The 23,690-nt window shown below is 60.8% G+C and carries 21 protein-coding genes and 1 pseudogene; 11 read left to right on the plus strand and 11 right to left on the minus strand.

Annotated elements, in window-relative coordinates:
• Positions 1-200 precede the first annotated feature (200 nt).
• The 4 genes and pseudogenes from AB7M23_RS16320 to feaR all read left to right on the plus strand — a co-directional run.
• A pseudogene (locus AB7M23_RS16320) lies at positions 201-740 on the plus strand (methyl-accepting chemotaxis protein); the annotation flags it as partial.
• Between the two features lie 214 nt (positions 741-954).
• Positions 955-2,454 (plus strand): APC family permease, encoded by a 1,500-nt coding sequence (locus tag AB7M23_RS16325; protein WP_454241347.1) that lies wholly within the window; start codon positions 955-957, stop codon positions 2,452-2,454.
• Complete coding sequence (locus tag AB7M23_RS16330; RefSeq protein ID WP_454241348.1) at positions 2,435-3,019, plus strand: DUF3156 family protein; 585 nt, start codon at positions 2,435-2,437, stop codon at positions 3,017-3,019. Before AB7M23_RS16325 ends, AB7M23_RS16330 begins: the two co-directional genes overlap by 20 nt.
• Before the next feature lie 113 nt (positions 3,020-3,132).
• On the plus strand, positions 3,133-4,095 hold the full coding sequence (gene feaR, locus AB7M23_RS16335; protein WP_065757823.1) for a transcriptional regulator FeaR: 963 nt from the start codon (positions 3,133-3,135) through the stop codon (positions 4,093-4,095).
• A gap of 259 nt (positions 4,096-4,354) precedes the next feature.
• Here feaR and AB7M23_RS16340 read toward each other — a convergent pair whose 3' ends face one another.
• Positions 4,355-4,720 (minus strand): cupin domain-containing protein, encoded by a 366-nt coding sequence (locus AB7M23_RS16340; protein WP_065757824.1) that lies wholly within the window; start codon positions 4,718-4,720, stop codon positions 4,355-4,357.
• Positions 4,721-4,753: 33 nt separating this feature from the next.
• Positions 4,754-6,052, minus strand: coding sequence for an NAD(P)/FAD-dependent oxidoreductase (locus tag AB7M23_RS16345; RefSeq protein WP_454241349.1), 1,299 nt, complete (start codon positions 6,050-6,052; stop codon positions 4,754-4,756).
• A gap of 336 nt (positions 6,053-6,388) precedes the next feature.
• Between AB7M23_RS16345 and tyrS the strand changes: the two genes are divergently transcribed.
• A complete protein-coding gene (gene tyrS, locus AB7M23_RS16350; RefSeq protein WP_454241350.1) occupies positions 6,389-7,624 on the plus strand; it encodes a tyrosine--tRNA ligase in 1,236 nt (411 codons plus the stop codon).
• Between the two features lie 65 nt (positions 7,625-7,689).
• Here tyrS and AB7M23_RS16355 read toward each other — a convergent pair whose 3' ends face one another.
• From AB7M23_RS16355 to AB7M23_RS16395, 9 genes are all read right to left on the minus strand, one after another.
• The gene (locus AB7M23_RS16355; protein WP_454241351.1) at positions 7,690-9,144 is read right to left on the minus strand and encodes an NAD-dependent succinate-semialdehyde dehydrogenase; all 1,455 of its coding nucleotides are present in this window, start codon (positions 9,142-9,144) and stop codon (positions 7,690-7,692) included.
• A 15-nt stretch (positions 9,145-9,159) separates the two neighbouring features.
• A complete protein-coding gene (gene hpaI, locus AB7M23_RS16360) occupies positions 9,160-9,963 on the minus strand; it encodes a 4-hydroxy-2-oxoheptanedioate aldolase (protein WP_065757828.1) in 804 nt (267 codons plus the stop codon).
• A gap of 10 nt (positions 9,964-9,973) precedes the next feature.
• Positions 9,974-10,777 (minus strand): 2-oxo-hept-4-ene-1,7-dioate hydratase, encoded by an 804-nt coding sequence (gene hpaH, locus AB7M23_RS16365; RefSeq protein WP_065757829.1) that lies wholly within the window; start codon positions 10,775-10,777, stop codon positions 9,974-9,976.
• A gap of 13 nt (positions 10,778-10,790) precedes the next feature.
• Positions 10,791-12,095 carry an MFS transporter gene (locus AB7M23_RS16370; protein WP_454241352.1) on the minus strand — a complete coding sequence of 435 codons (1,305 nt, stop codon included), beginning with the start codon at positions 12,093-12,095 and terminating at the stop codon, positions 10,791-10,793.
• Between the two features lie 46 nt (positions 12,096-12,141).
• Positions 12,142-12,534, minus strand: coding sequence for a 5-carboxymethyl-2-hydroxymuconate isomerase (locus AB7M23_RS16375; protein ID WP_454241353.1), 393 nt, complete (start codon positions 12,532-12,534; stop codon positions 12,142-12,144).
• A 55-nt stretch (positions 12,535-12,589) separates the two neighbouring features.
• Positions 12,590-13,447, minus strand: a complete 858-nt coding sequence (gene hpaD / locus AB7M23_RS16380; RefSeq protein ID WP_330523732.1) for a 3,4-dihydroxyphenylacetate 2,3-dioxygenase — start codon at positions 13,445-13,447, stop codon at positions 12,590-12,592.
• Positions 13,448-13,566: 119 nt separating this feature from the next.
• Positions 13,567-15,027: a 5-carboxymethyl-2-hydroxymuconate semialdehyde dehydrogenase gene (gene hpaE / locus AB7M23_RS16385; RefSeq protein WP_065757833.1), complete on the minus strand. Its 1,461-nt coding sequence runs from the start codon at positions 15,025-15,027 to the stop codon at positions 13,567-13,569.
• 5 nt (positions 15,028-15,032) lie between these two features.
• On the minus strand, positions 15,033-15,800 hold the full coding sequence (locus AB7M23_RS16390) for a fumarylacetoacetate hydrolase family protein (protein WP_454241354.1): 768 nt from the start codon (positions 15,798-15,800) through the stop codon (positions 15,033-15,035).
• Between the two features lie 11 nt (positions 15,801-15,811).
• Positions 15,812-16,471 carry a fumarylacetoacetate hydrolase family protein gene (locus AB7M23_RS16395; RefSeq protein WP_099774482.1) on the minus strand — a complete coding sequence of 220 codons (660 nt, stop codon included), beginning with the start codon at positions 16,469-16,471 and terminating at the stop codon, positions 15,812-15,814.
• A gap of 201 nt (positions 16,472-16,672) precedes the next feature.
• Here AB7M23_RS16395 and hpaA point away from each other — a divergent pair, with 201 nt between their 5' ends.
• From hpaA to AB7M23_RS16425, 6 genes are all read left to right on the plus strand, one after another.
• On the plus strand, positions 16,673-17,575 hold the full coding sequence (gene hpaA, locus AB7M23_RS16400; RefSeq protein ID WP_065757836.1) for a 4-hydroxyphenylacetate catabolism regulatory protein HpaA: 903 nt from the start codon (positions 16,673-16,675) through the stop codon (positions 17,573-17,575).
• Positions 17,576-17,753: 178 nt separating this feature from the next.
• Positions 17,754-19,010, plus strand: coding sequence for a Bcr/CflA family multidrug efflux MFS transporter (locus AB7M23_RS16405; RefSeq protein WP_454241355.1), 1,257 nt, complete (start codon positions 17,754-17,756; stop codon positions 19,008-19,010).
• 99 nt (positions 19,011-19,109) lie between these two features.
• The gene (hpaR, locus tag AB7M23_RS16410; protein WP_083199727.1) at positions 19,110-19,532 is read left to right on the plus strand and encodes a homoprotocatechuate degradation operon regulator HpaR; all 423 of its coding nucleotides are present in this window, start codon (positions 19,110-19,112) and stop codon (positions 19,530-19,532) included.
• 92 nt (positions 19,533-19,624) lie between these two features.
• Positions 19,625-19,825, plus strand: coding sequence for a hypothetical protein (locus AB7M23_RS16415; protein ID WP_454241356.1), 201 nt, complete (start codon positions 19,625-19,627; stop codon positions 19,823-19,825).
• 100 nt (positions 19,826-19,925) lie between these two features.
• Positions 19,926-21,125, plus strand: coding sequence for a DUF1269 domain-containing protein (locus tag AB7M23_RS16420; protein ID WP_454241357.1), 1,200 nt, complete (start codon positions 19,926-19,928; stop codon positions 21,123-21,125).
• Positions 21,126-21,135: 10 nt separating this feature from the next.
• A complete protein-coding gene (locus AB7M23_RS16425) occupies positions 21,136-23,592 on the plus strand; it encodes an AAA family ATPase (RefSeq protein ID WP_454241358.1) in 2,457 nt (818 codons plus the stop codon).
• Positions 23,593-23,690: the final 98 nt, after the last annotated feature.

Genomic DNA, 23,690 nt, shown 5'->3' on the forward strand with positions numbered 1-23,690 from the left:
ATCTGCAGAGCGCACAGGCGCAGCATACGCTTCTGCAACAGCGTTGCGAGGCGCTGCAGGCCGCGTTACTGGATCAACAGCACGAGACCCAGGCGCTTGTTCAACAGGCGCAGATCTGGGATTTGTTGCAGTCGACCCTCACCGAAGGCACCTGGGACATCTCGGTCGCCCATGGCGATGTACGCCACCCCTCCAGCTCAATGCGTATCTCTAACCCGTTCCGTGCACTGATGGGCTATCTGCCGCAGGAGTTGCCCGATGGTTGGGATGCGCAGGTCAGTATCACGCACCCGGACGACCTGGCTGAGATCATGGCGGTTTTCGACCGGGAGATCCTCAAGCCCGGTGGTAGCGGCGAGTATGTGTTCGAGTACCGGATGCAGCACAAGACCCGCGGTTTTATCTGGTGCCGTGAGCGTGGTCGTGCGGTACGTGATGAACAGGGCGTGCTGACCCGTGTGCTGGGCGCGGTGCGCGACATCAGTGACGAGCGCAGTGCACAGGCCAGTCACGAACAGATGCTGACCCAGAACCAGGCGACCTACGCGCAGATCGCGACTGTTGTCGGGGTCATCAAGAGCATCGCCGAGCAGACCAACCTGTTGGCCTTGAATGCCGCGATTGAAGCGGCACGTGCCGGTGAGGTGGGGCGCGGCTTCTCGGTGGTCGCCGATGAAGTGAAGAAGCTTGCCGAAAGTACCCGCCAGGCCACCCAGCAAATCCAGGCCATGTTGCACCGGCAGTAAAACCGGCGAGGTCGGTTGCAGGCAAGCGCTCGACCTTCATATGTGGCAGGCTGCAACAAAGACGACGGCAGCCACGGGCAAGACGATGAGCGGAGGCGAAGCGCACAGTGGACGTACACGGTGACAACCCGCACCTGGAAGGGGCGTTGCAGGTTGACGGGTTTTGTCGCCATTTATGTCACACACTGAAGTCAGGGGCATTATCCAGATGTCAATCAATAAAAAGCTCACCGAGCATCTGAATCGCGGCACCGTCGGATTTCCCACGGCACTGGCCAGTACGGTTGGTCTGATCATGGCCAGCCCGGTCATCCTGACCGCAACCATGGGCTTCGGGATTGGTGGCAGTGCCTTCGCTGTGGCCATGGTGATTGCCGCTGTCATGATGCTGGCTCAGTCGACGACCTTTGCCGAAGCGGCCTCGATTCTGCCAACCACCGGTTCGGTCTACGACTACATCAACTGCGGCATGGGGCGCTTTTTCGCCATTACCGGTACGCTTTCAGCCTACCTGATCGTCCATGTCTTCGCCGGTACCGCCGAGACCATCCTCTCAGGGGTCATGGCCCTGGTGAACTTTGAGCACCTCAATACCCTGGCCGAATCCGCCGGTGGCTCGTGGTTGCTGGGTGTGGCGTTCGTGATCGTGTTCGGCATTCTCAATGCCTTCGGCGTCAGCGCCTTCGGTCGTGCGGAGATCATCCTGACCTTCGGTATGTGGACCACCCTGATGGTGTTTGGCGTGCTTGGCCTGATTTCTGCGCCGGCAGTAGAGTTGGACGGCCTGTTCGGTGAGTCGTTGGTGGGCACCGACCTGATCACCATCCTGTCGCTGGTTGGCATGGCCATGTTCATGTTTGTCGGCTGCGAGTTCGTCACGCCGCTAGCCCCGGACCTGCGCAGGTCTGCCTCGGTGATGCCCAAGGCCATGGCCCTGGGGCTGCTGGGTGTGGCGTCGTGCATGTTCATCTATGGCGCGGCAATGAAGCGTCAGGTCGAGAACATCGTGCTTGACCCTGCCACCGGGCTGCACCTGCTGGACACGCCGATGGCCATTCCGAAGTTTGCTGCCCAGGTCATGGGTGACATTGGCCCGCTGTGGCTGGGTATCGGCTTCCTGTTCGCCGGCGCTGCGACCATCAATACCCTGATGGCCGGCGTACCGCGGATTCTCTACGGCATGGCGGTGGACGGTGCATTGCCCAAGGTGTTCACCTACCTGCATCCGCGCTTCAAGACGCCGCTGCTGTGTATCCTCGTCGCGGTACTGATTCCTTGCCTGCATGCCTGGTACCTGGGGGGTAATGCAGACAACATCCTGCACCTAGTACTGGCTGCGGTGTGCGCCTGGAGTACGGCCTACCTGCTGGTGACCCTGTCGGTGGTCATCCTGCGCATTCGCCGTCCTGACCTGCCACGTGCCTACCGCTCGCCGCTCTTCCCGCTGCCACAGATCCTCTCCAGTGTCGGTATCCTGCTGGGGATGTGGTTCATTACCCCACCGGGCATGAACCCCGCCGACATCTACGTTCCATTCGGCATCATGCTGGCGGCCACGGCAGCCTATGCGCTGTTCTGGACACTGTGTGTGCAGAAGGTCAACCCGTTTGCCCCGGCACGGGTCGAAGACGTCCTGGCGGTGGAGTTCGCCAACGAGCCTGGCATTCACCTTAGCGGTCATGTCCATCATGCTAGCAAAGCTGTTTGACCTGTTCAGCGCCCAGCGGGCCCCGGCCGGTTATCGGCCCGGGGTCACCCTGGAGTTGCTGCGGCGCAACCTGGGAATACACCGTTTCCACCTGACGGAGACGGGCCGTGCCGAGTTCGATCTGGGGGCGACGGGGCTGCGCGTGCAGGTCAGCGAGCGTACTCAAGCGCAGTTGCTGATGCATCTGGTCATGACCGAGTTCCGTCTCCAGGTGCCTGCCTTTGAACAGGGCAACGTCCTCTTTGATCTGCACCATACTGGCTCGCTCAAGCGTACCGGTATTCGTTGCCGCTACCGTAGCGGCGACCGGACGCTGTTCGAGGCCGTGTCGAAGCGGCTGCTGGGCGACGCCAGGCTCAGCGCGGCGCTGATGCCGCTGGATTTCAAGCACCTGAGCATCGAATACGCGCTCAATGGCTGGACGGTTACTCTGGAACACATGGGGGGCAGCGAAGTCGTCAACCGTATGCCTGCCTTTCGTCGCTACGTAAAATTCAGCAGCGAACAGAAAGTGCTGCTTGAGCATACGCTGACGGCTCTGCAACGCGTGTTACTGGCACGTTAGCCAAAGGGTGGCATGAATACTGCTCCACATTGCGTGATGGATTATGGTTGTGCGCTCATTGGTAACATGTTAACAATTGAGTCATAAAAATAAGTTCGCGTGTGGAGGTATTCATGAGCATCCCCCAGCTTGATGGCAACAGACTGGAGCGTTGGACCACAGCCATGCAAAGTGTCTGTGGTCGTTTCGAGACCGAGTTGGCGTTTAACCGGTCGCTGTTCATCGGTGAAATATCGACCAGCCTGCGGGCCGGTCTGCAACTGTCCAACCTGCGAACCAATGCGGGCAACATCAAGCGCTTTGGTGACAACCCTGACCGTGACGATGACCAGCATTGTTTCCTGGTCAGCCAGCGTACCGGTTATTCGCAAATCACTCAGGGGGGCGTCAAAATCCAGCTTGCGCCGGGTGAGATGCTCTTGATGGACTCTGTCGGCCCCTGCGAAATCACCCCGTTCGGTTTGATTGAACACACCTCGTTGTCGTTGTCGCGCACTGAGGTGCGCAAGCACCTGAAAGGCCAGGGCGAGACCTTTGGCAAAATTTCCTCCAGTAACGCGTGTGGCCGCATGTTGCATGTGTTGATGGATGAGCTGTGCAAGGACACCGATGAGCATTCCTCGGCCAATGCGCAAGGTGATGCGCTGCAGAGTGCCTTCATTTCGTTGCTCAGCCCGGGTTTCGAACGCGCCGACGCCAGTAGCACTTCGCTGACCGTCAATGGTGTCAACCTGCGCAGCTACGTGCAGAAGGTGATCGATGAATCACTGACCCAGCCAGGCTTGAGCCCGGCAAGCCTGGCCAGTCGCCTGAACATTTCGGTGCGCCACCTCTACCGTCTGTTTGAGGAGGAGGGCGACAGCGTTTGCCGCTACATTCAGCGTGCCCGCCTCAAGCGCAGCGCCGACGACCTTTCCAACCCGTTCCTGAAGACCGAATCGATTACCGCCATTGCCTACAAATGGGGGTTTACCGACTCGGCGCACTTCAGCCGCTCGTTCAAGAAGCAGTTCGAACAATCGCCGAAAGATTTTCGTGCTCACGTACTCAGCGCTGCTATGGCCGGCACGGCGTAACCGATAACCTAATCACTCGATAGCACGTTTACCCAGGACGTCCGTATGTCGTCGGCAAGCTCGGTGCGCACTACCTACCTTTCGGTCGGTAGTGTCATTGGGTGAGCCGGTACGGCAGTGAGTGCGCAGCGCTTGCATCGTTGGCAAGCCAACTCCAACAGAGGGGTGCCGCAGTCTGTGAAAGCGGCTACGTTGGCTGGAAAAAGCAAACCCCCGCTGAAAGCGAGGGTTTGTTGGTGAAGGGGAGCCTTGAGACGGGTCAGACGACCGCGAAGTAGTGCTTCACAAAGCTCTCGCTGACGACTTCCCAGAGCACCGGGGTGCCCTTGGTCACGAACCAGCTGTCGCCGGCTTTGTAGCGCGTGCTCTGGCCGGTGGACTCATCAGTGAGCAGCACTTCGCCGGTGACGACCACGGCCTGTTCGTTGAATGGGTAGACCATGCGGAACTTGCCTTGGGTCGTGCCGAAGTAGGCGCTGCTGACCGGATCGGTCGGTGCCCCGAAGGTCATTTTGCCGAAGGCTTTGACTTCGCCTTCCAGAATCTCGGAACCCAGGTCGGCAACGGTGCCCCAGGCGTCGAGTTCGGACAGCGCAATGTTGTTCTGTACAGTTGTAAGGGTCATGGCAGTGCTCCAGTGAGTGAACGATAAGGGGTTTCAACGCCGGCCGTTGAAGTAGCCAGACAGCTGATGCAGGCTTTTGCCGGCCGTCAGCAGCAGGGGGCGAATGTGGTCTTTGCCGAGGATCTGGGCGTGTTTGACCGAGCTGATCAGGTCGTAACGCGATGAACCTTCGCTCATGCCCTCGGCGAGGATTTTGCAAATGATGTGGCTCGGGGTGACGCCGAAGCCCGAGTAGCCTTGTACATAGAACGCATTCGGGCGGCCGCTGAGTGTGCCGATCTGCGGGAACAGGTTGGCGCCGGTGGCCATTGGGCCGCCCCAGGCCAGGTCGATCTGCACGTCCTTCAGGTACGGGAAGATCTTCAGCATCAGGTTGCGGTTCCAGGCCTTCAGGTCCTTGGGGATGTGTTCGATGAATGGTGTGGCGGCACCGAACAGCAGGCGGTTCTCGTTGGTGACCCGGTAGTAGTCGATGACCGGGCGAATATCGCTGTAGGCACCGCGGATCGGGCTGATGCGCCGGATCAATTCGTCGGACAGCGGCTCGGTCATCAGTTGGAATGCGTAGGTGTTGATGGTGCGTGCGTGCAACTCTGGCTCCAGCTTGTTGAGGAAGCTGTCGCAGGCCCACAGCAGCTTGCGCGCTTTCACCGAGCCGCGCCCGGTACGCACGGTGATCTGCTCGCCGTAGCTCACTTCCAGGGCCGGGCTATGCTCGAAAATACGTGCGCCCAGGCCGACCAGCGCCTTGGCCTCACCGAGCAGCAGGTTCAGCGAGTGCACATGGCCGCCGCCCATGTGCAGCAGGGCGCTGCTGTAGGCGTCCGAGCCGATGATCTGCTTGACCTCGGCGCCGGCCAGGAAGCGGATCTCGTCCTTGTTGTTGATCGATTTGAAGTCTTTCTCCCAGGCGCGCAGGGTTTTTTCCTGGCGGGCGTTGAAGCCCATGTAGCCATAGCCGTGGCAGAAGTCTGCGTCGATGGCGTACTTGGCAATACGCTCCTTGATGATCCCGGCGCCCAGTTCGCTGATCTCGAAGATCTCGCGCAGGCCTTGCTCGCCGACACTGCTCTTGATCTTCTCCAGGTCGTGCCCGATCCCGGCCATGATCTGCCCGCCATTGCGGCCCGTACCGCCAAAGCCCAGGTAGCGTGCCTCCAGCACCACAACGTTGGTGATGCCTTTTTCGGCCAGTTCCAGCGCAGTGTTGATGCCGGAGAAACCGCCGCCAATCACGACGACGTCCGCTTCAATGTCACTTTCCAGCGTCGGGAAACTGAGGTTGTATTTCTTGGTAGCCGAGTAGTACGTAGGCGTTTCGATAGTGATCATGGCGCAGCCTGAACGGTTGAATTGGCACGACGGCAGGGCTTTTCGCAAGCGCTGTCCCCTGGGGCCTATTAAGTTCCTAACGAACGGTAGGTGTCTTGACTCTGCGTGCCGAGGGCTTTGATCCGGCCTGCCAGCGCAGGCGTTTCAGGCCGGGCCGCTTGACGGCAGCCCTTGCATTTCGGATGATCGTTTCATGAATACATTAATGACCTGTCGCAGCGACTATTACGGCTACCCGCTCACCCCATGAGGCGGTAGTTGCTGCGTGCACCCGATCCGCCTGAGGCGAATCGGATAGTGCTCCCTTCTCCTCGGGCCTTACCCCTGGAGACAGCAATGAACGACACCCAAGACCGTTTGATCGACCACCTGCAGGCGCGGGGCTTTATTCACCAGAGTACCGACCTGGAAGCCTTGCGCACGCACTTGGCCACGGGGTCAAGAACGATCTACCTCGGCTTTGATGCCACCGCCGACAGCCTGCACGTAGGCCACCTGCAAGGCCTGATGCTGATGCGCTGGCTACAGAAGGCCGGGCACCGGCCGATTCTGTTGATAGGTGGCGCCACGACCCGTATCGGTGACCCGAGCTTTCGTGACGAGAGCCGGCCGATCCTCAGCGAAGCGCAGATCCAGGCCAATATCGCTGGCATTACCCGTACCTTTGGCCGTTACCTGAACCTGGGAGAGGGCGCTGGTTTTGTCGTCGATAACGCCCAATGGCTCGATGGCATTGGTTACCTGCAGTTTCTGGATCAGGTGGGGCGCTACTTCTCCATCAATCGTTTGCTGACCTTCGACGCGGTTCGCCAGCGCCTGGAGCGCGAGCATTCATTGTCGTTTCTTGAGTTCGGCTACACCCTGCTGCAGGCCCACGACTTTACCGAGCTGGCGCGCCAGTACGACTGCACGGTGCAACTGGGCGGTGCTGACCAGTGGGCCAACATCATCAATGGTGTGGAGCTGGGGCGCCGTCGTGACAATCGCCAGCTGTTTGGCCTGACCATGCCGCTGTTGACCAGCAGCGATGGCAAGAAAATGGGCAAGTCGGTCAGTGGCGCGGTGTGGTTGGACGGTAGCCGCCTGGCACCGTTCGATTTCTGGCAGTTCTGGCGCAACTGTGATGACCGCGATGTCGGGCGCTTCCTGGCGCTGTTCACCGAGCTGCCGCTGGAGGAGATTCAGGCGCTCACGGCGCAGGGCGGTGCCGCGTTGAATCAGGCGAAGTGCGTATTGGCTGATCACGCTACGGCGCTGGCCCATGGCGAGGCTGCGGCACAGCAAGCCCATGCGGCGGCAACTGCCTTATTTGCTCACGGTGAGGCGGCGGAGCTGACCACGCTGAATATTTCGCGCGCCCAGGTGCAGGCCGGTATCAGCCTGGCCGAGCTTCTGGTCGAGACGGGCTTGCAGGCATCACGCTCAGCGGCACGTCGTCTGGCCGAGGGGCGTGGGCTGCGGCTGGATGGGGAGCTGGTTGAGTCGGCTGAGCGGGAAATGGACCGGCAGGCCAGCCAATGGCGGGTGAGCCTGGGCAAGAAACGCCATTTCGACATCAAGGTGGTGGGCTGACGCGAGCGGGGTTTAGCTGAAACACGGCCTGCTCAGCAGGCCGTGTTGGTCAATGGACCTGGCCGTTACTTGATACCCAGGCACATGTACTTTTGCTCAATGTAGTCATCAATGCCGTACTTGGAGCCTTCGCGGCCCAGGCCGGACTGCTTGATGCCGCCGAAGGGGGCCACTTCGGTGGAGATCAGCCCTTCGTTTACGCCGACCATGCCATATTCCAGCGCCTCGCTGACGCGCCAGGCACGACCGAGGTCGCGGGTATAGAGGTAGGAGGCCAGGCCGAACTCGGTGTCGTTGGCCATGGCGATGGCTTCTGCTTCGGTGTCGAAGCGGAAGATCGGTGCCAGTGGCCCGAAGGTTTCGTCACGGGCCACCAGCATCTGCGGGGTTACATCGCCGAGCACGGTGGGCTCGAAGAAGTTGCCGCCCAAGGCATGGGGCTTGCCGCCGGCGAGCAGCGTCGCGCCTTTGCCCAGCGCATCGTTGATGTGTTCTTCGACCTTGGTCACCGCCTTGGCATTGATCAAGGGGCCTTGCTGGACGCCGTCGGTATCGGCACTGCCAACCTTGAGCGCCTTGACGGCGCTGGCGAGGCGTTCGCTGAAGGCCTCGTAGATGCTGTTCTGCACCAGAATACGGTTGGTGCAGACGCAGGTTTGCCCGGTGTTGCGGAACTTGGAGCCGATCACGCCTTCAACAGCCGCATCCAGGTCGGCATCGTCAAAGACGATAAAGGGCGCATTGCCGCCCAGTTCCAGGCTGACTTTCTTGATGGTTTCAGCGCATTGCGCCATCAACAGCTTGCCGATACCGGTCGAGCCGGTGAACGAGAGCTTCTGCACCAGCGGGTTACCGGTCAGCTCCGCTCCGATCTCGCGCGAGCGGGTGCCAGGCACAATATTAAGCACGCCTGCAGGAATACCGGCACGCTCGCCCAACTCGGCTAGCGCCAGTGCCGACAATGGGGTTTCCGAGGCCGGTTTGACGATAACGGTGCAGCCTGCCGCCAAGGCCGGGCCGACCTTGCGGGTGATCATGGCGTTGGGGAAGTTCCACGGGGTAATCGCGGCGACGACGCCAATTGGCTGCTTGATGACCAGTAGGCGACGGCCTGGCTTGTCGTGAGGAATGACGTCGCCATAGACCCGTTTGGCCTCTTCGGCGAACCATTCGATAAAGCTGGCGCCATAGGCAATTTCGCCACGGCTTTCTGCCAGCGGCTTACCCTGTTCCCAGCTCAGCAGGCGCGCCAGGTCTTCCTGGTTGGCCATGATCAGCTCGAACCATTTACGCAGAATCGCGCTGCGCTCTTTAGCGGTTTTGTCGCGCCAGGCTGGCAGGGCCGCATGAGCAGCGTCGATGGCGCGGGCAGTTTCGGCCTGGCCGAGGGAGCTGACGGTGGCGATGATTTCGCCGTTGGCCGGGTTGCTCACGCTGAAGCGGGCATGGTCGTCCGCCTCAAGCCATTGGCCGTTGACGTAGGCGTGCTCGCGTAGCAGTTTCAAGTCGTTGAGTGTCATGGTCATGCTCAGCAGTTAGTAGACGCTGCCGCCCGCGCTGGTGGGCGCGGCGCAGCCTTTGAATTTGCCGGCCAGGGCCTGCAGGCCACGCATCAGCACGGTGGTGTCGACACCGACGGCGACGAAGGCTGCGCCCAGTTCGATGTAGCGCCGGGCGAGTGCCTCGTCAGCGCTGAGAATGCCGGCTGCTTTGCCAGCCTGCTGGATCCGCACGATGGCGTCTTCGATGGCCGCCTGGACTTCGGGGTGGCCAGGGTTGCCACGATGGCCCAGTGAGGCACTGAGGTCGGCCGGGCCGATGAACACGCCGTCGACGCCGTCGACCGCTGCGATGGCGTCCAGGTTGGCCAGGCCTTCACGGTTTTCGATCTGCACCAGCAGGCACATCTGCTGGTCGGCGTGATCCAGGTAGCCGGGAATGCTGTTCCAGCGCGAGGCGCGGGCCAGGGCGCTGCCAACCCCGCGAACCCCCTGCGGCGGGTAGTGGATGGCGCGGACCAGTTCGCGCGCCTGCTCGGCGCTTTCGACCATGGGCACCAGCAAGGTCTGGGCACCGATGTCCAGCACCTGCTTGATCAGGGCGGTATCGCCGATCACCGGGCGAATGATCGGTTGGCTCGGGTAGGGCGCCACGGCTTGCAACTGGCCGAGCATGCCGCGCAGGTCATTCGGGGCGTGTTCGCCATCGATCAGCAACCAGTCGAAACCGGCATTGGCCGCGAGCTCCGCGCAATAGGCATCGGCCAGGCCGAGCCACAGGCCGATCTGGGCTTCGCCACTTTTCAGGCGTTGCTTGAAGGTATTGATGGGCATGTCCATGGGCTGCTCCTCAGACAAAACGGCAAGCGATGGAGCCGAGCATGTCGTAGTCGACATGGAAGGTATCGCCCGGGTTGGCCGCAACCGGACGGGTGAATGAGCCGCCAAGAATGATCTGACCGGCTTCCAGGGTGACGTCATACGGCGCCAGTTTGTTTGCCAGCCATGCCACGCCCTTGGCCGGGTGGTTGAGTACGGCCGCAGATACGCCGGACTCCTCGATCACGCCATTGCGGTAGAGCACGGCAGGTACCTTGCGCAGGTCGATCTCGGTCGGGCGCACGGCCCGTCCGCCCATGACCACGCCGGCGTTGGCGGCGTTATCGGAGATGGTGTCGAAGACCTTGCGGGTGGCCTTGGTCTGCGGGTCAATCTGTTGAATACGTGCGTCGATGATTTCCAGCGCCGGGATTACCCACTCGGTGGCGTCGAGCACGTCGAACACGCTGACGTTCGGGCCCTTTAGTGGTTTACCGAGGATGAACGCGAGCTCCACCTCGACCCGAGGCACGATGAAGCGGTCAAAGGGAATGTCACTGCCTTCTTCGAACATCATGTCATCGAGCAGGGCGCCGTAGTCCGGCTCGGTGATGTTCGAGGAAACTTGCATGGCCCTTGAGGTCAGGCCGATCTTGTGCCCGACCAGCTTGCGACCGTCCTTGATCTTCTGCGCTACCCAGGCGCGCTGGATGGCATAGGCGTCTTCGATGGTGATGGCCGGGTGTTCGAGCGAGAACTGGCGGACTTGTTCGCGCGAGCGTTCGGCACGGTCGAGTTGGGCAGCGGCTTGCAAAATCAGGCTGTGGTCAAGCATGGAAAAGGCTCTCTTACTGTGGATTAACGATGGCAGCCCGGGTGCGCAGCACCAGGAAACCGCCCAGAGCGATGAACAACGCCAGTACATACAAGGCCAGGCTGGCGCTGTGCGTGGTGTCGCGCATCCAGCCGATCAGGTAAGGCGCAAGAAACGAGGCGATGCTGCCGAACGAACTGATCAGGGCGATGCCGGCCGCCTGGGTACTGTTGGAAAGAAATGCCGGTGGCAACTGCCAGAACATCGGCAAGGCGGCACTGGCCCCCATGCCGGCGACAACCAGACCACTGAGCACCATGACCGGATTGGCGGGTGCCAGGCCGGCCACTGCGATCCCCAGTGCCGACATCAGCAGCGGTACGCACAGGTGCCAGCGGCGTTCCCGGTGACGATCCGAAGAGCGTCCGCAGGCGATCATGAACAGGCAGCCGAACAGGTAGGGCACGGCGCTGAGCAGGCCGACCTTGCCGTCGCTGCCGATGCCGGCACCGTGAATCAGGGTGGGCATCCAGAACGCCAGCGTGTTGACCGCCAGCATCACTGCGAAGTACACGGCGACCAGTAGCCAGACCTGCGAGTCCTTGAGGATGCCGGAGAACGAGGTGATCGACTTGCGTTGCTCTTCATGGCTGAGCTGTTCGCGCAACTGACGTTTCTGCTCGTCGGACAGCCAGTTCACGGTTTCGAAACTGTCAGGCAGGCACTTGAGTACGATCAGGCCCAGCAGTACGACAGGAGCGCCTTCGATCAGGAACATCCACTGCCAGCCACGCAGCCCGGCAAACTCATGGAAACGCTCGAGGATGCCGCCCGACAGTGGGCCGCCAATCACCCCGGCCATCGGTACGGCAATGGCGAACAAGGCGGTGACCTGCGCACGGCGCCCGGCCGGGTACCAACGGTTGAGAAAGACCAGGATACCGGGGAAGAAGCCTGCTTCGGCTACACCCAGCAGGAAGCGCAGTACGTAGAACCCGCTCGCGCTGTCGATCCACAGCATGCCGGTAGAGAGCATGCCCCAGACCACCATCAGGGTGGCGATCCAGCGGCGTGGGCCAACCCGGTCCAGGGCCATGTTGCTGGGTACGCCGAACAGTGCGTAGGCGACAAAGAACAGGCCTGCGCCGAAACCGTAGACGGTATCGCTGAAGTGCAGGTCGGTGCTCATCTGCATCTTGGCGAAGCCGATGTTGATGCGGTCGAGGTGGGCAAACAGGTAACAAATCAGCAGCAGGGGCATCAGTCGCCAGGTGACGATGCTGTGGGTACGGTCCTGGGTAGCGGCGGTGATGCCTTGAACGCTATGGGCTGTGTTCATGATCTTGTGCTTTTTATTAGAGAGATCAGGGGTAAAGGCAACGAGGTCAGTTGCCTTGTGATTTGAGGAACGCGTGGACGTTGTTTTCCTTGAAGTTCAGGACCTCGTGCAGCTCGATCATCTCGAAGGACAAGGCCAGCAGGCGTTCGGCCTGCAGGGGCGCAAAGTGCGCCTTGATCACCTCGAACAGGGCTTCGGCGACACGCTGGCGGGTGGCCAGGTCCCGGCCATGGCCGACTTTCAGGATCATGTGCACGAAGGCATAGTCGTGCTTGCCATCGGCCATGCGCCAGGTGTCCAGGCGAACGGCACGGCTGCGGATGCCGCCCAGTGGGAACACGCCACTGGCGCCCAAGGTGGCATGAACCTTCTCGAACAGGCCGGGCAGGTCAGCCTGCTCTTCGAGGTTGTCGGTGTACTCGGCAATGAAATGCGGCATGGGAACTCCTCTGCGCCGGGCAGCCTTGAGCCTGTTGCTCAAGGCTTGCGCTACGTTAAACCGGGAAGATGGCGTTGATTTGGCCGGTACCAGAGCTGCCGAACGGCTCGGTGAGCACCTCGACAGGCTTGTTGTAGTCGGCGCCACCGAGCAGGCCCAGGAGCATCGCGGTGTCATGCATGCCGCCTTCGCCAAAGCAGTGCGCGGCGTAGTCCGGGAGCATGGCGCAGAACTCCTTGAAGCGGCCTTGCTTCCATAGCTCGACCACGCGCATGTCCATCTGCTTGTCGAATTCGCGGGTCCAGTTGTGGATGTTCGCTTCAGCGTTGCGGTCGTCCGAGAAACGGTGTGACAACGAGCCGGAGGCCAGCACCAGGACCTTGCGGTCGCTCTTTTCAATGGCCCGGCGTACGGCGGCGCCGAATGTGAAGCTGTCTTCCAGGCGATGCCAGGCACACCAGGCCGCAACCGAAACGACATTGAATTTTTGCTCGTCCGGAACGTCCATGTGCATGTAGCGCATGGGCACCAGGGTGCCGTACTCCAGCTCCAGGCTCGGAATGTTGTGGGCCAGGGTGCGCACGTCGGCGGCATTCGCCTCGGCGGCGATCAGTTCACCCAGTTCCGGGCAGCCAGGGTACTCAAAGTGCATGTCCTTGATGAAATGCGGCAGCTCGTTGCTGGTGTAGATTCCCTTGAAATGTTCGCCGCAGTTGACGTGGTAGGCACTGTTGACCAGCCAGTGCACATCGAACACAACGGCGGTATCGGCGCCCAGTTCGCGTGCGCGGCGGCCAATCTCCTTGTGGCCGGCGATGGCGGCTTCACGGCAGCCATGGTGTTTGCCCGGCAGTTCGGAAAGGTACATCGATGGCACATGACAGACTTTGGCTGCCAGGACGACTTCGCCCATGATGAAACTCCTGAAAATTGTTCTTGTTGTGCGTTGTAGGAGCCGGCCTTGCCGACGCTGTGCTCACCCTATACAGGGTGCTGTCGTTATCGCCAACAACGGCGGCTCCCGTGCAGGTATCAGACGCCCCAGCGTGGAATGTGGTGGCTGCCCATGGAAATGCACACGTTCTTGATCTCGGCGAACACTTCGAAGCTGTACTGGCCGCCTTCGCGACCGGTACCGGAACCTTTCACGCCGCCGAACGGCTGGCGCAGGTCACGCACGTTCTGGCTGTTGATGAAGACCATGCCCGCTTCGATGCCACGCGCCAGGCGGTGGGCCTTGCCGATGTCCTGGGTCCAGATGTAGGAGGCCAGGCCGTATTCGGTGTCGTTGGCCAGTTGCAGTGCTTCGGCCTCGTCCTTGAACGGGATCAGGCAGACCACAGGGCCGAAGATCTCTTCCTGGGCAATGCGCATCTTGTTGTTCACGTCCGCGAATACCGTCGGCTGGATGAACTGGCCGCGGCTCAGGTGCGCCGGCAGGTTGGCCGGGCGCTCCAGGCCACCGGCGAGCAGGGTGGCGCCTTCTTCGATACCGATCTTGATGTAGCCGGTGACCTTGTCGTAGTGGGCTTGAGTGATCATCGAGCCTACTTGGGTTTTCGGGTCTTGCGGGTCGCCGACGATCAGGCGCTTGGCACGGGCGGCGAACTCGGCAACGAATTGCGGGTACACGCTTTCCTGGATGAAGATCCGGCTGCCCGCGGTGCAGCGCTCGCCGTTCAGCGAGAAGATGGTGAACAGAGCCGCATCCAGTGCGCGCTCAAGGTCGGCATCTTCAAAAATCAGCACCGGCGACTTGCCGCCCAGCTCCATGGAGTACTTCTTCAAACCGGCGGTCTGCATGATCTTCTTGCCGGTGGCGGTGCCGCCGGTGAAGGAGATGGCACGTACATCCGGGTGACGAACCAGGGCATCGCCTGCGGTGGCGCCATAGCCCTGGATCACGTTCAGCACGCCGTTGGGGATGCCGGCTTCAACGGCCAGGCGACCCAGCTCGTTGGCGGTCAGTGGCGACAGTTCGCTCATCTTCAGAACGGCGGTGTTGCCCAGTGCCAGGCACGGCGCTGTCTTCCAGGTGGCGGTCATGAACGGCACGTTCCACGGCGACACCAGGCCGCATACACCCACTGGCTGGTACAGGGTGTAGTTGAGCATCTGGTCGTCGACGGGGTAGGTGTGACCGTCCATGCGGGTGCAGACTTCAGCGAAGAAATCGAAGTTGTGCGAGGCGCGCGGGATCAGCACGTTCTTGGTCTGGTGAATCGGCAGGCCGGTATCCAGGGTTTCCAGTTCGGCCAGGTGTGGCACGTTCTGCTCGATCAGCTCGCCGAGTTTGCGCATCAACCGCGCACGTTCCTTGGCCGGGGTGTTGGCCCATTTCGGGAACGCTTCCTTGGCGGCGGCAACGGCCTGCGCGACTTCTTCAGCACCACCACTTGCGACTTCACCGATGGCCTCGCCGGTGGCCGGGTTGTAGTTGACGAAGGTGTCTTTGCTCTCGACCTCGCGGCCGTTGATCCAGTGTTTGATCATGGTGTTCAAGCCTTTTTGTTCTTGAAGAAGTCAGCTTCACTGACAATGCGGTTGACCAGGCGACCGACGCCCTCGACTTCAACTACCACCTCATCGCCTGGCACGACATCGGCCAGGCCTTCAGGTGTGCCGGTGGCGATCATGTCGCCCGGCTGCAGGGTCATGAAGCTGGAGAAGTACTCGATCAGGTAGGGAATGTCGAAAATCATGTCCCGGGTGCTGCCTTCCTGTTTCAACTCGCCGTTGATCCAGGTGCGCAGTGTCAGGTTGCTTGGGTCTGGTACGTCCGCCACATCGACGATCCATGGGCCGACCGGGGTGGTGGCATCACGGTTCTTCACCCGCAGGTTGGGGCGGTAGTAGTTCTCGAGGTAGTCGCGGATCGCGTAGTCGTTGCACACGGTGTAGCCGGCCAGGTACGCCAGGGCGTCTTCGCGCTTGACGTTGCGTGCCGGTTTGCCGATCACCGCTACCAGTTCGCACTCGTAGTGCATGTAGGCGACGTTGTCCGGGCGCCAGGTGATCTGTTTATGGCCGGTATAGGTGCCGGGCGACTTGATGAAGGCCAGTGGCTCTGTCGGCGGTGCGAAAGCCAGCTCGGCGGCGTGGTCGGCATAGTTCAGGCCCAGGGCGAACATGCTGCCGGTGGCCGGTGGCAGCCACTCGACCTGGTCTTCGTTGATACGGCGACCATCGGCCAGGTGCAGGACGTTGTCGGCGTCGACCGTGGCGAGGTGAACCTCGCCTTCAAAGCGGATACGGGCGTGTTTCATGAGGGCTCCTCTTACTCGGCCACGATGTGGTTAACGAGGCGGCCCAGGCCGCTGATTTCGACTTCGACGCGGTCGCCAGGCAGGACATCGACACGGCCTTCAGGGGTGCCGGTGATCAGCAGGTCGCCTTCATGCAGGGTCATGAACTCGCTGAGTTCGGCAATCAGCTGCGCCACCGAGCGGACACAGTTGGCGGTGCTGTTGGACTGGCGCAGTTCACCGTTGACCCAGAGCTTGATATCGAGCGTCTGAGGGTTGGCAACCTGCGAGGTCGGCACCAGCTCCGGGCCGAACGAGCAGAAACCGTCACGGCATTTGGCTTTGACGGCAGGGCGGTAGTAGCTGTCTTCCGGCAGGCTGAATTCGTTGACGATGGTGTAGCCGGCCACATAGTCCAGCGCGTCTTCGACACTGACGCGGCTGGCGTCCTTGCCGATGACCACGCCCAGCGCGGGGCCTGGTTGCAGGTGCTCGATGCCTTGGGGGTAAACCACTGCATGGTCATGCTGGTTACGGGTGTTGGGGGTCTTGATGAACAACACTGGTTTGACCGGTGGTTGCTTGTAGGGCGGCTCGTTAAAGGCGGCGAGGTGCTGATTCAGCAGCCCCTGATAGTTCAGTGCAACGCCGAACAAGGTGCCGGTCGCAACGTCATGCAGGGCACGGCTCATGCTTTTCTCCTGGCAGGGGCAGGACATGGGCTGCCCTGCGTCTATTTGTTAATGTGTTATCGTTATAATTAATATGTTAACGACCGTCAAGGTATTTGCCATCGCGTCGGCCTTTACCGTGGCAGTGGTACGATGGGCAAACGCCGCGTGACGTGCGAACAGGTCCAGCGTGGCGACCAAGAACAGCATGAGTAGCCCGCGATGAAAGATCGCCATCCGATTCCAAACATCAACATCGGCAAGGTGTACGACCAGCGCTACAGCGACAGCGAAGTGCATTACGACAAGCTGGGTAATCTCGCCGGCTTTTTCGGCCGCAACATGCCGGTGCACCGGCACGACCGTTTTGTTCAGGTGCACTACGTCAAGAGCGGTACGGTGCGGGTTTATCTGGATGACCAGCAGTACGTGGAGGCGGGGCCGATGTTCTTCCTCACGCCGCCGACCATTCCGCACTCGTTTGTCACCGAAGCCGATGCCGATGGCCATGTCCTGACCGTGCGCCAGCAACTGGTCTGGCAACTGATGGAGGCAGAGCCCGGCTTGATTCCGGGGCCGCGTTTGCCGGCTGCCTGCGTGGCCCTCGGTCGGCTGTCGGGGCCGTACCAGGACGAGGCGCGTCGCCTGGAGTTCCTGTTCGAGACACTGCGCGAAGAAAACAGTCAGTCGTTGCCCGGCCACGCTTCGGCATTGTCGAGCCTGACGCGCTTGATCATGATCAGCCTGCTGCGGCTGTGCGCCAATTCGCTCGAGGCAACACCGGCTCGCCACGAAGACTTGCAGATCTTCCACCGCTTCAATGAGTTGATCGAGCGCCACTACCGCGAGCACTGGGCGCTGTCGGCCTATGCTTCGGCCATCGGCGTGACCGAGGCGCGGCTCAATGACGTATGCCGACGCATTGCTGACTTGCCGTCCAAGCGCTTGGTGCTGGAGCGGGTCATGCAGGAGGCGAAGCGGCTGCTGTTGTTTACCGGCAGTTCGGCCAACGAGATCTGTTATCAGCTGGGCTTCAAGGATCCGGCGTACTTCAGCCGGTTTTTCCAGCGTTACGCGCAAATCACGCCAGGCGAGTACCGGCAGCGTCAGGTGGGCTTGCGATAGGGAGTGCATGGCGCCTCTGCCTTTTTTATTGGCCGATGGTGGCGCCTGCAGGGCTGCGCGGAAATGGCTTTTCCGGGTGATGTATTGCACTTTTCATGACGGGTAGACGGTAGGGCTCTTCAGTTGCATAGTTAATATGCTAACGTTCTCGCCCCTGTTCGTCGGTGTCTGTGTGCCCATGACTACTGTTGCCCGTCCTGATCGCTTGCTTGTGCTGCTGGCTGCGCTCGTCGCCTTTGCCCCGTTGTCGATCGATACCTACCTGCCCAGCTTGCCGGAGATCGCCAATAGCCTGGCGGCCAGCCAGACGCAGGTGCAAATGACCATCGGCGTTTTTCTGCTCGGTTTGTGCATCGGCATGTTGTTTTACGGGCCGCTTTCAGACCGCTTTGGTCGCCGCCCGATTCTCCTGGCCGGCCTGGCACTGTACCTGGTGGCCAGTGTCGGCTGCATGGCTGCATCCAGTGTGGAGCAGTTGATCGCCTGGCGTTTCTTTCAGGCGTTGGGTGGTGCCGCAGCCTCGGTGCTGGCCAGGGCCATTGTCAGGGACCTGTATCCGCTGAATCAGGCGGCGCGAGCGCTGTCGTTGATGCACCTGGTGACCATGATCGCCACCCTGGCGGCACCGCTGGCGGGCAGCGCGCTGCTGAGCCTGAGTGGTTGGCGCAGTATTTTCGGCGCATTGCTACTGTTCTCGGTGCTGTGCCTGTTGGCGTCGCTGCGCTGGATCCCGGAAACCCACCCGGCCAGCCGCCGTGGCCGTTCAGTGGGCGCTGCGTTTGCTGCCTACTGGCACATTGGCACGCAACGTCGGGCCTTGGGCTGCATTCTGTGCATGGGGTTCTCCTTTGGCGGGATGTTTGCCTTCATCACCGCCTCACCGTTCGTCTATGTGGAGTATTTTGGCGTCTCGCCAAGTGACTACGCGTGGCTGTTCGGGATGAACATCGCTGGAATCATCGTCATGACCTTCGTCAACGCACGGCTGGTCACGCGGGTGGGAACGCTACCGATGCTGGGCGTAGGCGCGGTGTTGGCGGCGCTTTCGGGGGTGGCCTTGGCTGTGGTCGGCTTCACCGGGGTGGCCGGTCTGGCGGCAATGGCGACGTGCATCCTCGTGTATGTAAGCGTTACCGGGCTACTGGGTGCCAACAGCGTGGCGCGTCTATTGGCCCTGTACCCTCAGCAGGCTGGCGCCGCCGCTGGTTTGGCGGTGTCTGGGCAGTTTGCCTGTGGCGCCGGTTTCAGTGCGCTGGTCAGCTACTTCGCCAATGGCACGCCATTGCCGATGTGCCTGGCCATGGCGGCTGCCGGTGTTGGCAGCCTTGGTGCGTTCCTGCTGATCTATCTGGGGCGTGGCGAGGCGTGTTCCGGGTTGGCAGGCCAGTTCCAGCCGGGGAGTGCCCCTGGAGGTCGCCAAGGTTCTAGTGGGTAACAATTTGTATTTTGTTAACATGTTTATTTTTCGTGGGTGCCCTTGCTGCCACTTCGGGGCACCCTTAAACTGCCACCTCATTCATTGTTTAACTCAATCATGGCTATTCCCAGACCTTCCCTGACCCTCACGTTGCTTCAGGCACGTGAAGCGACCATGTCCTTTTTCCGCCCGGCGCTGAACGCCCAAGACCTGACCGAGCAGCAGTGGCGGGTCATCCGTATCCTGCGTCAGCAGGGCGAACTTGAAAGCCATCAACTCGCGCACCTGGCGTGCATTCTCAAGCCAAGCATGAGTGGTGTGCTCAAGCGCCTGGAGCGCGATGGCCTGGTGTCACGGCGCAAATCCACGGAAGACCAGCGGCGTATCTTCATAAGCCTGACTGTGCAGGGCCATCAGTGCTTCCTGGAAATGAGCGAGCAGATGGAGCGCAACTACCAGGAGATCCAGCGTCAGTTCGGTGAAGAGAAACTCGACCAACTGATGGGCTTGCTGAACGAATTGAAGAAGATCAAACCCTGAGCGCGAGGGTTCCTGAAGCGGACCATTGACGATTACGCCAAGCACGCCTATACAGGCGCCTTGGATGTATTGGCTCAATGCAGGAACCCTTCATGAACGACGAGATTGATATTCACGAACCCGAGCACGATCACCTGCTCGATCATGAGTTCGATGAAGACTTCGACGCGGTAGAGGCTGAAGCCAACCCGCTATTCGACCACGCCGAAGACGACGATAGCGAAGACGACGACGCCGAGTGGGATGAGTTTGATCGTGAAGATCAAGAAAGTTGGGAGCGTAACCTCGACTGATCGCTGGCCGTGATGCCTGCTTGCCACGGCCCCTTTCCCATACCCGCACGTTTAAAAACCCTCAGGACACGCTGCCATGAGCCAGCCACAAGGACCCGTCATGCCTAATGTTTGTGCAAATTCTCCTCAAGACGATGCTGTTTACGAACAGCAGGCGGATGTTCTGAGCGATGCGGCATTCGCGGACGTGAGCAGTGCACCCAAGGCTATCGAGGTGATCTGCCGGTTCATCCGCTCCTATGATCAGCACCGTCATGAGATGCCGCTGGCGCAGTGGCTGGTGCACGAGTTCAACCAGCAGCCAGACCTGTGGGCGAACAAGGCTGAGGCTGAACGTGTCGCGCAGGTGCTCATTGATTCGGTAATCCGCACAAACCAGCACAAGGCCTCGCTGCAGCAGCACCTGGACATGGGCAAAAGCGCGACCAACTGGCTGGCCAGGGAGTTGGAGCAGGACGCCCAGCGTAACCCCGACCTTAAGCTGCCGGACTACGCCGCTCAGGTGCAGGGGATGCTGCAGTCGGCCAATGCTGCGCTGTTGCCGGGGATGCAGCCGGACATCCGCCAGACCACGCTGCCCAGTGAAGTGCTGCGCCCAAGTATCTGGGACGACAACGCCCGGCTGGCGGTCAGTAAGGAGATCAACAATCAGGCGCTGCTCAATGCGGCGCTGAATGCCTCCTGCCACGGTGCACGCATTCTCGGCCAGCGGGCCTGGAACTGGATGCGGGGTGAGGAAAACGCACCGGCCAGCGAGGCCCTGCAGGCATTTTTCGACAGCTCGCTGAAGTCGGCCCAGCACGTCGGCGCACAGGTTGCCGTTTCGGGCGGGGTGCTGGTGGCCGCCAAGCGCGGTTGGCTGGGCCTGCCCGCTGAAACGCCGGTCGAGGTGATTGCTGCAACGACCTATACCGGTCTTGAGCAGGCCAAGGCGCTGTACAAGTTGGGGCAGGGTGACATCCTTGCCGACAGTGCCATTAATGCCATCGAACAGACCACGCTGGTGGCCGCGCGATCATTGGCGCAGATGGCCGAAGAAAAAGGCGCAGAGCTCGGCACGCAGTGGGGCATGTCGCTAGGCGCAGCGTTTGGCCCTCAGGGCGTGGCCGTGGGTGGCATGTTGGGCGGTATTGCCGGGCGTCTTGGTGGTAAGGCGGTGGGCGCACTCATTGAAAAGGGCGGCCGGAAGATTGTCGAAGTGGCCAGCAAGGTCGTCAGGAAAGTCAGCGAGGGGATCAGGGAGGCGGTGTCGGCGTTTGCCGATGGCGTGAAGAATTTCGTCGGTGGGTTGTTCAACTGAGGTGATGTCGATGACGAACAAACCGGTATTTGCGGCGCAACTGGAAGCGCAGTTGCGCGCCGGTGCCCCCGCCATTTTCATCCACTCCGCCGAAGAAGCCCGTGTCGATCAGTTGCTGATCGCGCTTCAAGAGCGGCTCGGGCTCAAACGTATCCATGAGTGGAACCTGGGCCATGGCTGGGTCGACTTCACGAACAAACAGCCGCTGAGCAACCCGGACTCTGGCACTACCGAGCTGGAGCACGCGCTGCTTCAGTTGCTGGATGCAGACCTGGAGCAGACGCTGATTCTGATCAAGGGGGCGCGGCTTGCGCTGGAGAACAACCGCCTGGCGATTGCCCGCCTCAAACAATTGCTCAACCGAATCGAGCGTGGCCATGCCATTGGTTGTTCGGTCATCCTGGTGTCCGAGTCGGTGTGCATCCCTGCTTCGATCGAGTCTCAAGTCACCTTGTTGCCGCTTCCACTGCCGGATCGCGAGGACATTCAAGCGCTGCTGGCGCAGGCTGATGCCAGTGGGCAACTGACCCTGCCAGGCGATCTGGTTGACCTGGCGGTGTCCGGACTGAGCGGGTTGACCGCCAGCGAGATCGGCCGGTTGTTGCGGATAGTCAGCCTGCAGACGCCGGTGCTGACTGAGCAGGGGTTGAAAACCATGCTCCATGAGAAGGAACAGATCATCGCCAAAAGCGGTGTACTGGCGTTGGTTCGCGTCGATGAAGCGCCGGACGACATCGGCGGGCTGGAGAAGCTCAAACACTGGCTGGCACAACGTGCGGCCATTGTGTCGCAGTTGGACAAAGCCACCCGGCAAGGGGTCAAGGCACCGAAAGGGGTACTGATTGCAGGCATGCCCGGTTGCGGTAAATCGCTGACCGCCAGGGTCGCTGCCAGCCTGTTCCAATTGCCCCTGCTGCGCCTGGATATCGGCTCGCTGCTGGGGAAATACGTCGGTGAAAGCGAGCACAACATGCGTCGCGCCTTGAACATGGCGGAGATGGTCAGCCCGTGCATTCTTTGGGTCGATGAGCTGGAGAAGGCCTTTGTCGGCATGGGCGGCGGCAATGCCTCGGAAGTCACTGCGCGGCTGCTGGGCTACTTCCTGACCTGGATGCAGGAGAAGACTGGAGCGGTGTTCGTCATTGCCACCGCCAATGACATCAGCGCACTGCCACCTGAGTTGTTGCGCAAAGGCCGTTTCGACGAGATTTTCTACGTCGGCTTCCCCAACGCGGTGGAGCGCGAACATATTCTGAAGATTCACCTGCGCAAGGCCCGCCAGCCGGTGGACGGCTTGGACTTGCCTGCGCTTGTCCAGCAGTGCCGTGACTACTGTGGTGCGGATATCGAGAACGCGGTCAACGAAGCCCTGGCCAATGCCTTCATTGCTGGCAGCCCGCTGACGCAAGCGCATTTGGCTGAGGCTATCCAGTCCACCATTCCTTTGCGGGAAACCTTGCGCGAGCAGGTTGGTAAGTATGAAGAGCTGTTCGAGAAGCTCAAGTTGCGCCCGGCGTCCGAGTATCAAGGCTTGAGTGTGGCGCAGATGATCAGGATGGCCGCAGACCCCAATCAGGTGAAACGTGAAGAAGTGGCAAGCAACCCCGATTGCCCGGACGATCAACTGGAGAAGCTGGCGGGTGATTCGCAACGCAGTGTGGTGAAGGCGGTTTACGAGAACCCACGCTGCCCTGAGCGGCTGTTGACGATGCGTATCAACATTGCACAGAACAGCCCGCTCTATGATGTTGAACTACTCGCGTTGGCCTGCCTGAACGATAACGCGCCAGAAGATCTGCTGGTGCGTCAGGTCAAGGACGGGCAGGTTGCCAGGGAGCTGCGGGCCAAATTGGCCGGTCGCGTGAAAGGCCCGATGCTGCTGCAGTTGTTGGCGAGCGACCCGGAGGTTGAGGTGCGTCGAGGGCTGGCGAGCAACCCGGCCCTGCCTGAGGTCATGCAGTTGCAGCTGCTCAAGGACAAGGATACCTCGGTCGTGGCGGCGTTGATTCTCAACCCTTCGTTGGCGAGTGGCGCAGAACGGCAACTGCTTGAACATGGCGACAGCAGTATCAAGCAAGCCTTTGCCAAACGCCCTGAACTGACCGAGGCCGAGCAGCAGCTGTTGCTGAAGAATGCCGATGCGGCACTGAAGATCATGCTTTCGCTGCATCCGAAGCTGGCGCACAGTGTGCAGTTGCTGCTGGCCAAAGACCCGCTGCAGAGCGTACGGCTCAACCTGGCCGGGAATCCGGGCTTGGGCAAGGCGACGCAGGTGGTGTTGGCTGGGGATACGTACGGCGCTGTGAAAGTGGCGCTGGCCAAGAACCCGGGGCTATGCCTGGATGACGCGGATCAACTGAGCTTGAAGAAATACGTTCTGGAAAACCGCCATTTGTCAGGTGGCTTCGGTGTCGGAGTAGGGGGCTCGCTGGCAGGCGTGTTCAGCTGGTCTGGCAAAACGAGCTAGGTCGTTTGCGCGTCTACGAAAAACCAACTACGGCGTAGATCACAGTCAAGTATCGTTTCAGCACGGGCAAAGTGTTTTATCCCGATTTTGCCCGTCAT

Source organism: Pseudomonas sp. HLS-6 TE3448 (genome assembly GCF_053629555.1).

Excerpts from the sequence above, each read along its gene's own strand:
- tyrS (WP_454241350.1), top strand. The coding sequence starts at position 6,389 with ATGAACGACACCCAAGACCGTTTGATCGACCACCTGCAGGCGCGGGGC.
- AB7M23_RS16405 (WP_454241355.1), top strand. The coding sequence starts at position 17,754 with ATGACTACTGTTGCCCGTCCTGATCGCTTGCTTGTGCTGCTGGCTGCG.
- hpaA (WP_065757836.1), top strand. The coding sequence starts at position 16,673 with ATGAAAGATCGCCATCCGATTCCAAACATCAACATCGGCAAGGTGTAC.
- AB7M23_RS16375 (WP_454241353.1), bottom strand. The coding sequence starts at position 12,534 with ATGCCGCATTTCATTGCCGAGTACACCGACAACCTCGAAGAGCAGGCT.
- AB7M23_RS16330 (WP_454241348.1), top strand. The coding sequence starts at position 2,435 with ATGCTAGCAAAGCTGTTTGACCTGTTCAGCGCCCAGCGGGCCCCGGCC.
- AB7M23_RS16425 (WP_454241358.1), top strand. The coding sequence starts at position 21,136 with ATGACGAACAAACCGGTATTTGCGGCGCAACTGGAAGCGCAGTTGCGC.
- AB7M23_RS16340 (WP_065757824.1), bottom strand. The coding sequence starts at position 4,720 with ATGACCCTTACAACTGTACAGAACAACATTGCGCTGTCCGAACTCGAC.
- AB7M23_RS16390 (WP_454241354.1), bottom strand. The coding sequence starts at position 15,800 with ATGAAACACGCCCGTATCCGCTTTGAAGGCGAGGTTCACCTCGCCACG.
- AB7M23_RS16420 (WP_454241357.1), top strand. The coding sequence starts at position 19,926 with ATGCCTAATGTTTGTGCAAATTCTCCTCAAGACGATGCTGTTTACGAA.
- hpaR (WP_083199727.1), top strand. The coding sequence starts at position 19,110 with ATGGCTATTCCCAGACCTTCCCTGACCCTCACGTTGCTTCAGGCACGT.
- hpaE (WP_065757833.1), bottom strand. The coding sequence starts at position 15,027 with ATGATCAAACACTGGATCAACGGCCGCGAGGTCGAGAGCAAAGACACC.
- AB7M23_RS16395 (WP_099774482.1), bottom strand. The coding sequence starts at position 16,471 with ATGAGCCGTGCCCTGCATGACGTTGCGACCGGCACCTTGTTCGGCGTT.
- AB7M23_RS16355 (WP_454241351.1), bottom strand. The coding sequence starts at position 9,144 with ATGACACTCAACGACTTGAAACTGCTACGCGAGCACGCCTACGTCAAC.
- hpaD (WP_330523732.1), bottom strand. The coding sequence starts at position 13,447 with ATGGGCGAAGTCGTCCTGGCAGCCAAAGTCTGTCATGTGCCATCGATG.
- hpaH (WP_065757829.1), bottom strand. The coding sequence starts at position 10,777 with ATGCTTGACCACAGCCTGATTTTGCAAGCCGCTGCCCAACTCGACCGT.
- AB7M23_RS16345 (WP_454241349.1), bottom strand. The coding sequence starts at position 6,052 with ATGATCACTATCGAAACGCCTACGTACTACTCGGCTACCAAGAAATAC.
- hpaI (WP_065757828.1), bottom strand. The coding sequence starts at position 9,963 with ATGGACATGCCCATCAATACCTTCAAGCAACGCCTGAAAAGTGGCGAA.
- AB7M23_RS16370 (WP_454241352.1), bottom strand. The coding sequence starts at position 12,095 with ATGAACACAGCCCATAGCGTTCAAGGCATCACCGCCGCTACCCAGGAC.
- AB7M23_RS16415 (WP_454241356.1), top strand. The coding sequence starts at position 19,625 with ATGAACGACGAGATTGATATTCACGAACCCGAGCACGATCACCTGCTC.
- feaR (WP_065757823.1), top strand. The coding sequence starts at position 3,133 with ATGAGCATCCCCCAGCTTGATGGCAACAGACTGGAGCGTTGGACCACA.
- AB7M23_RS16325 (WP_454241347.1), top strand. The coding sequence starts at position 955 with ATGTCAATCAATAAAAAGCTCACCGAGCATCTGAATCGCGGCACCGTC.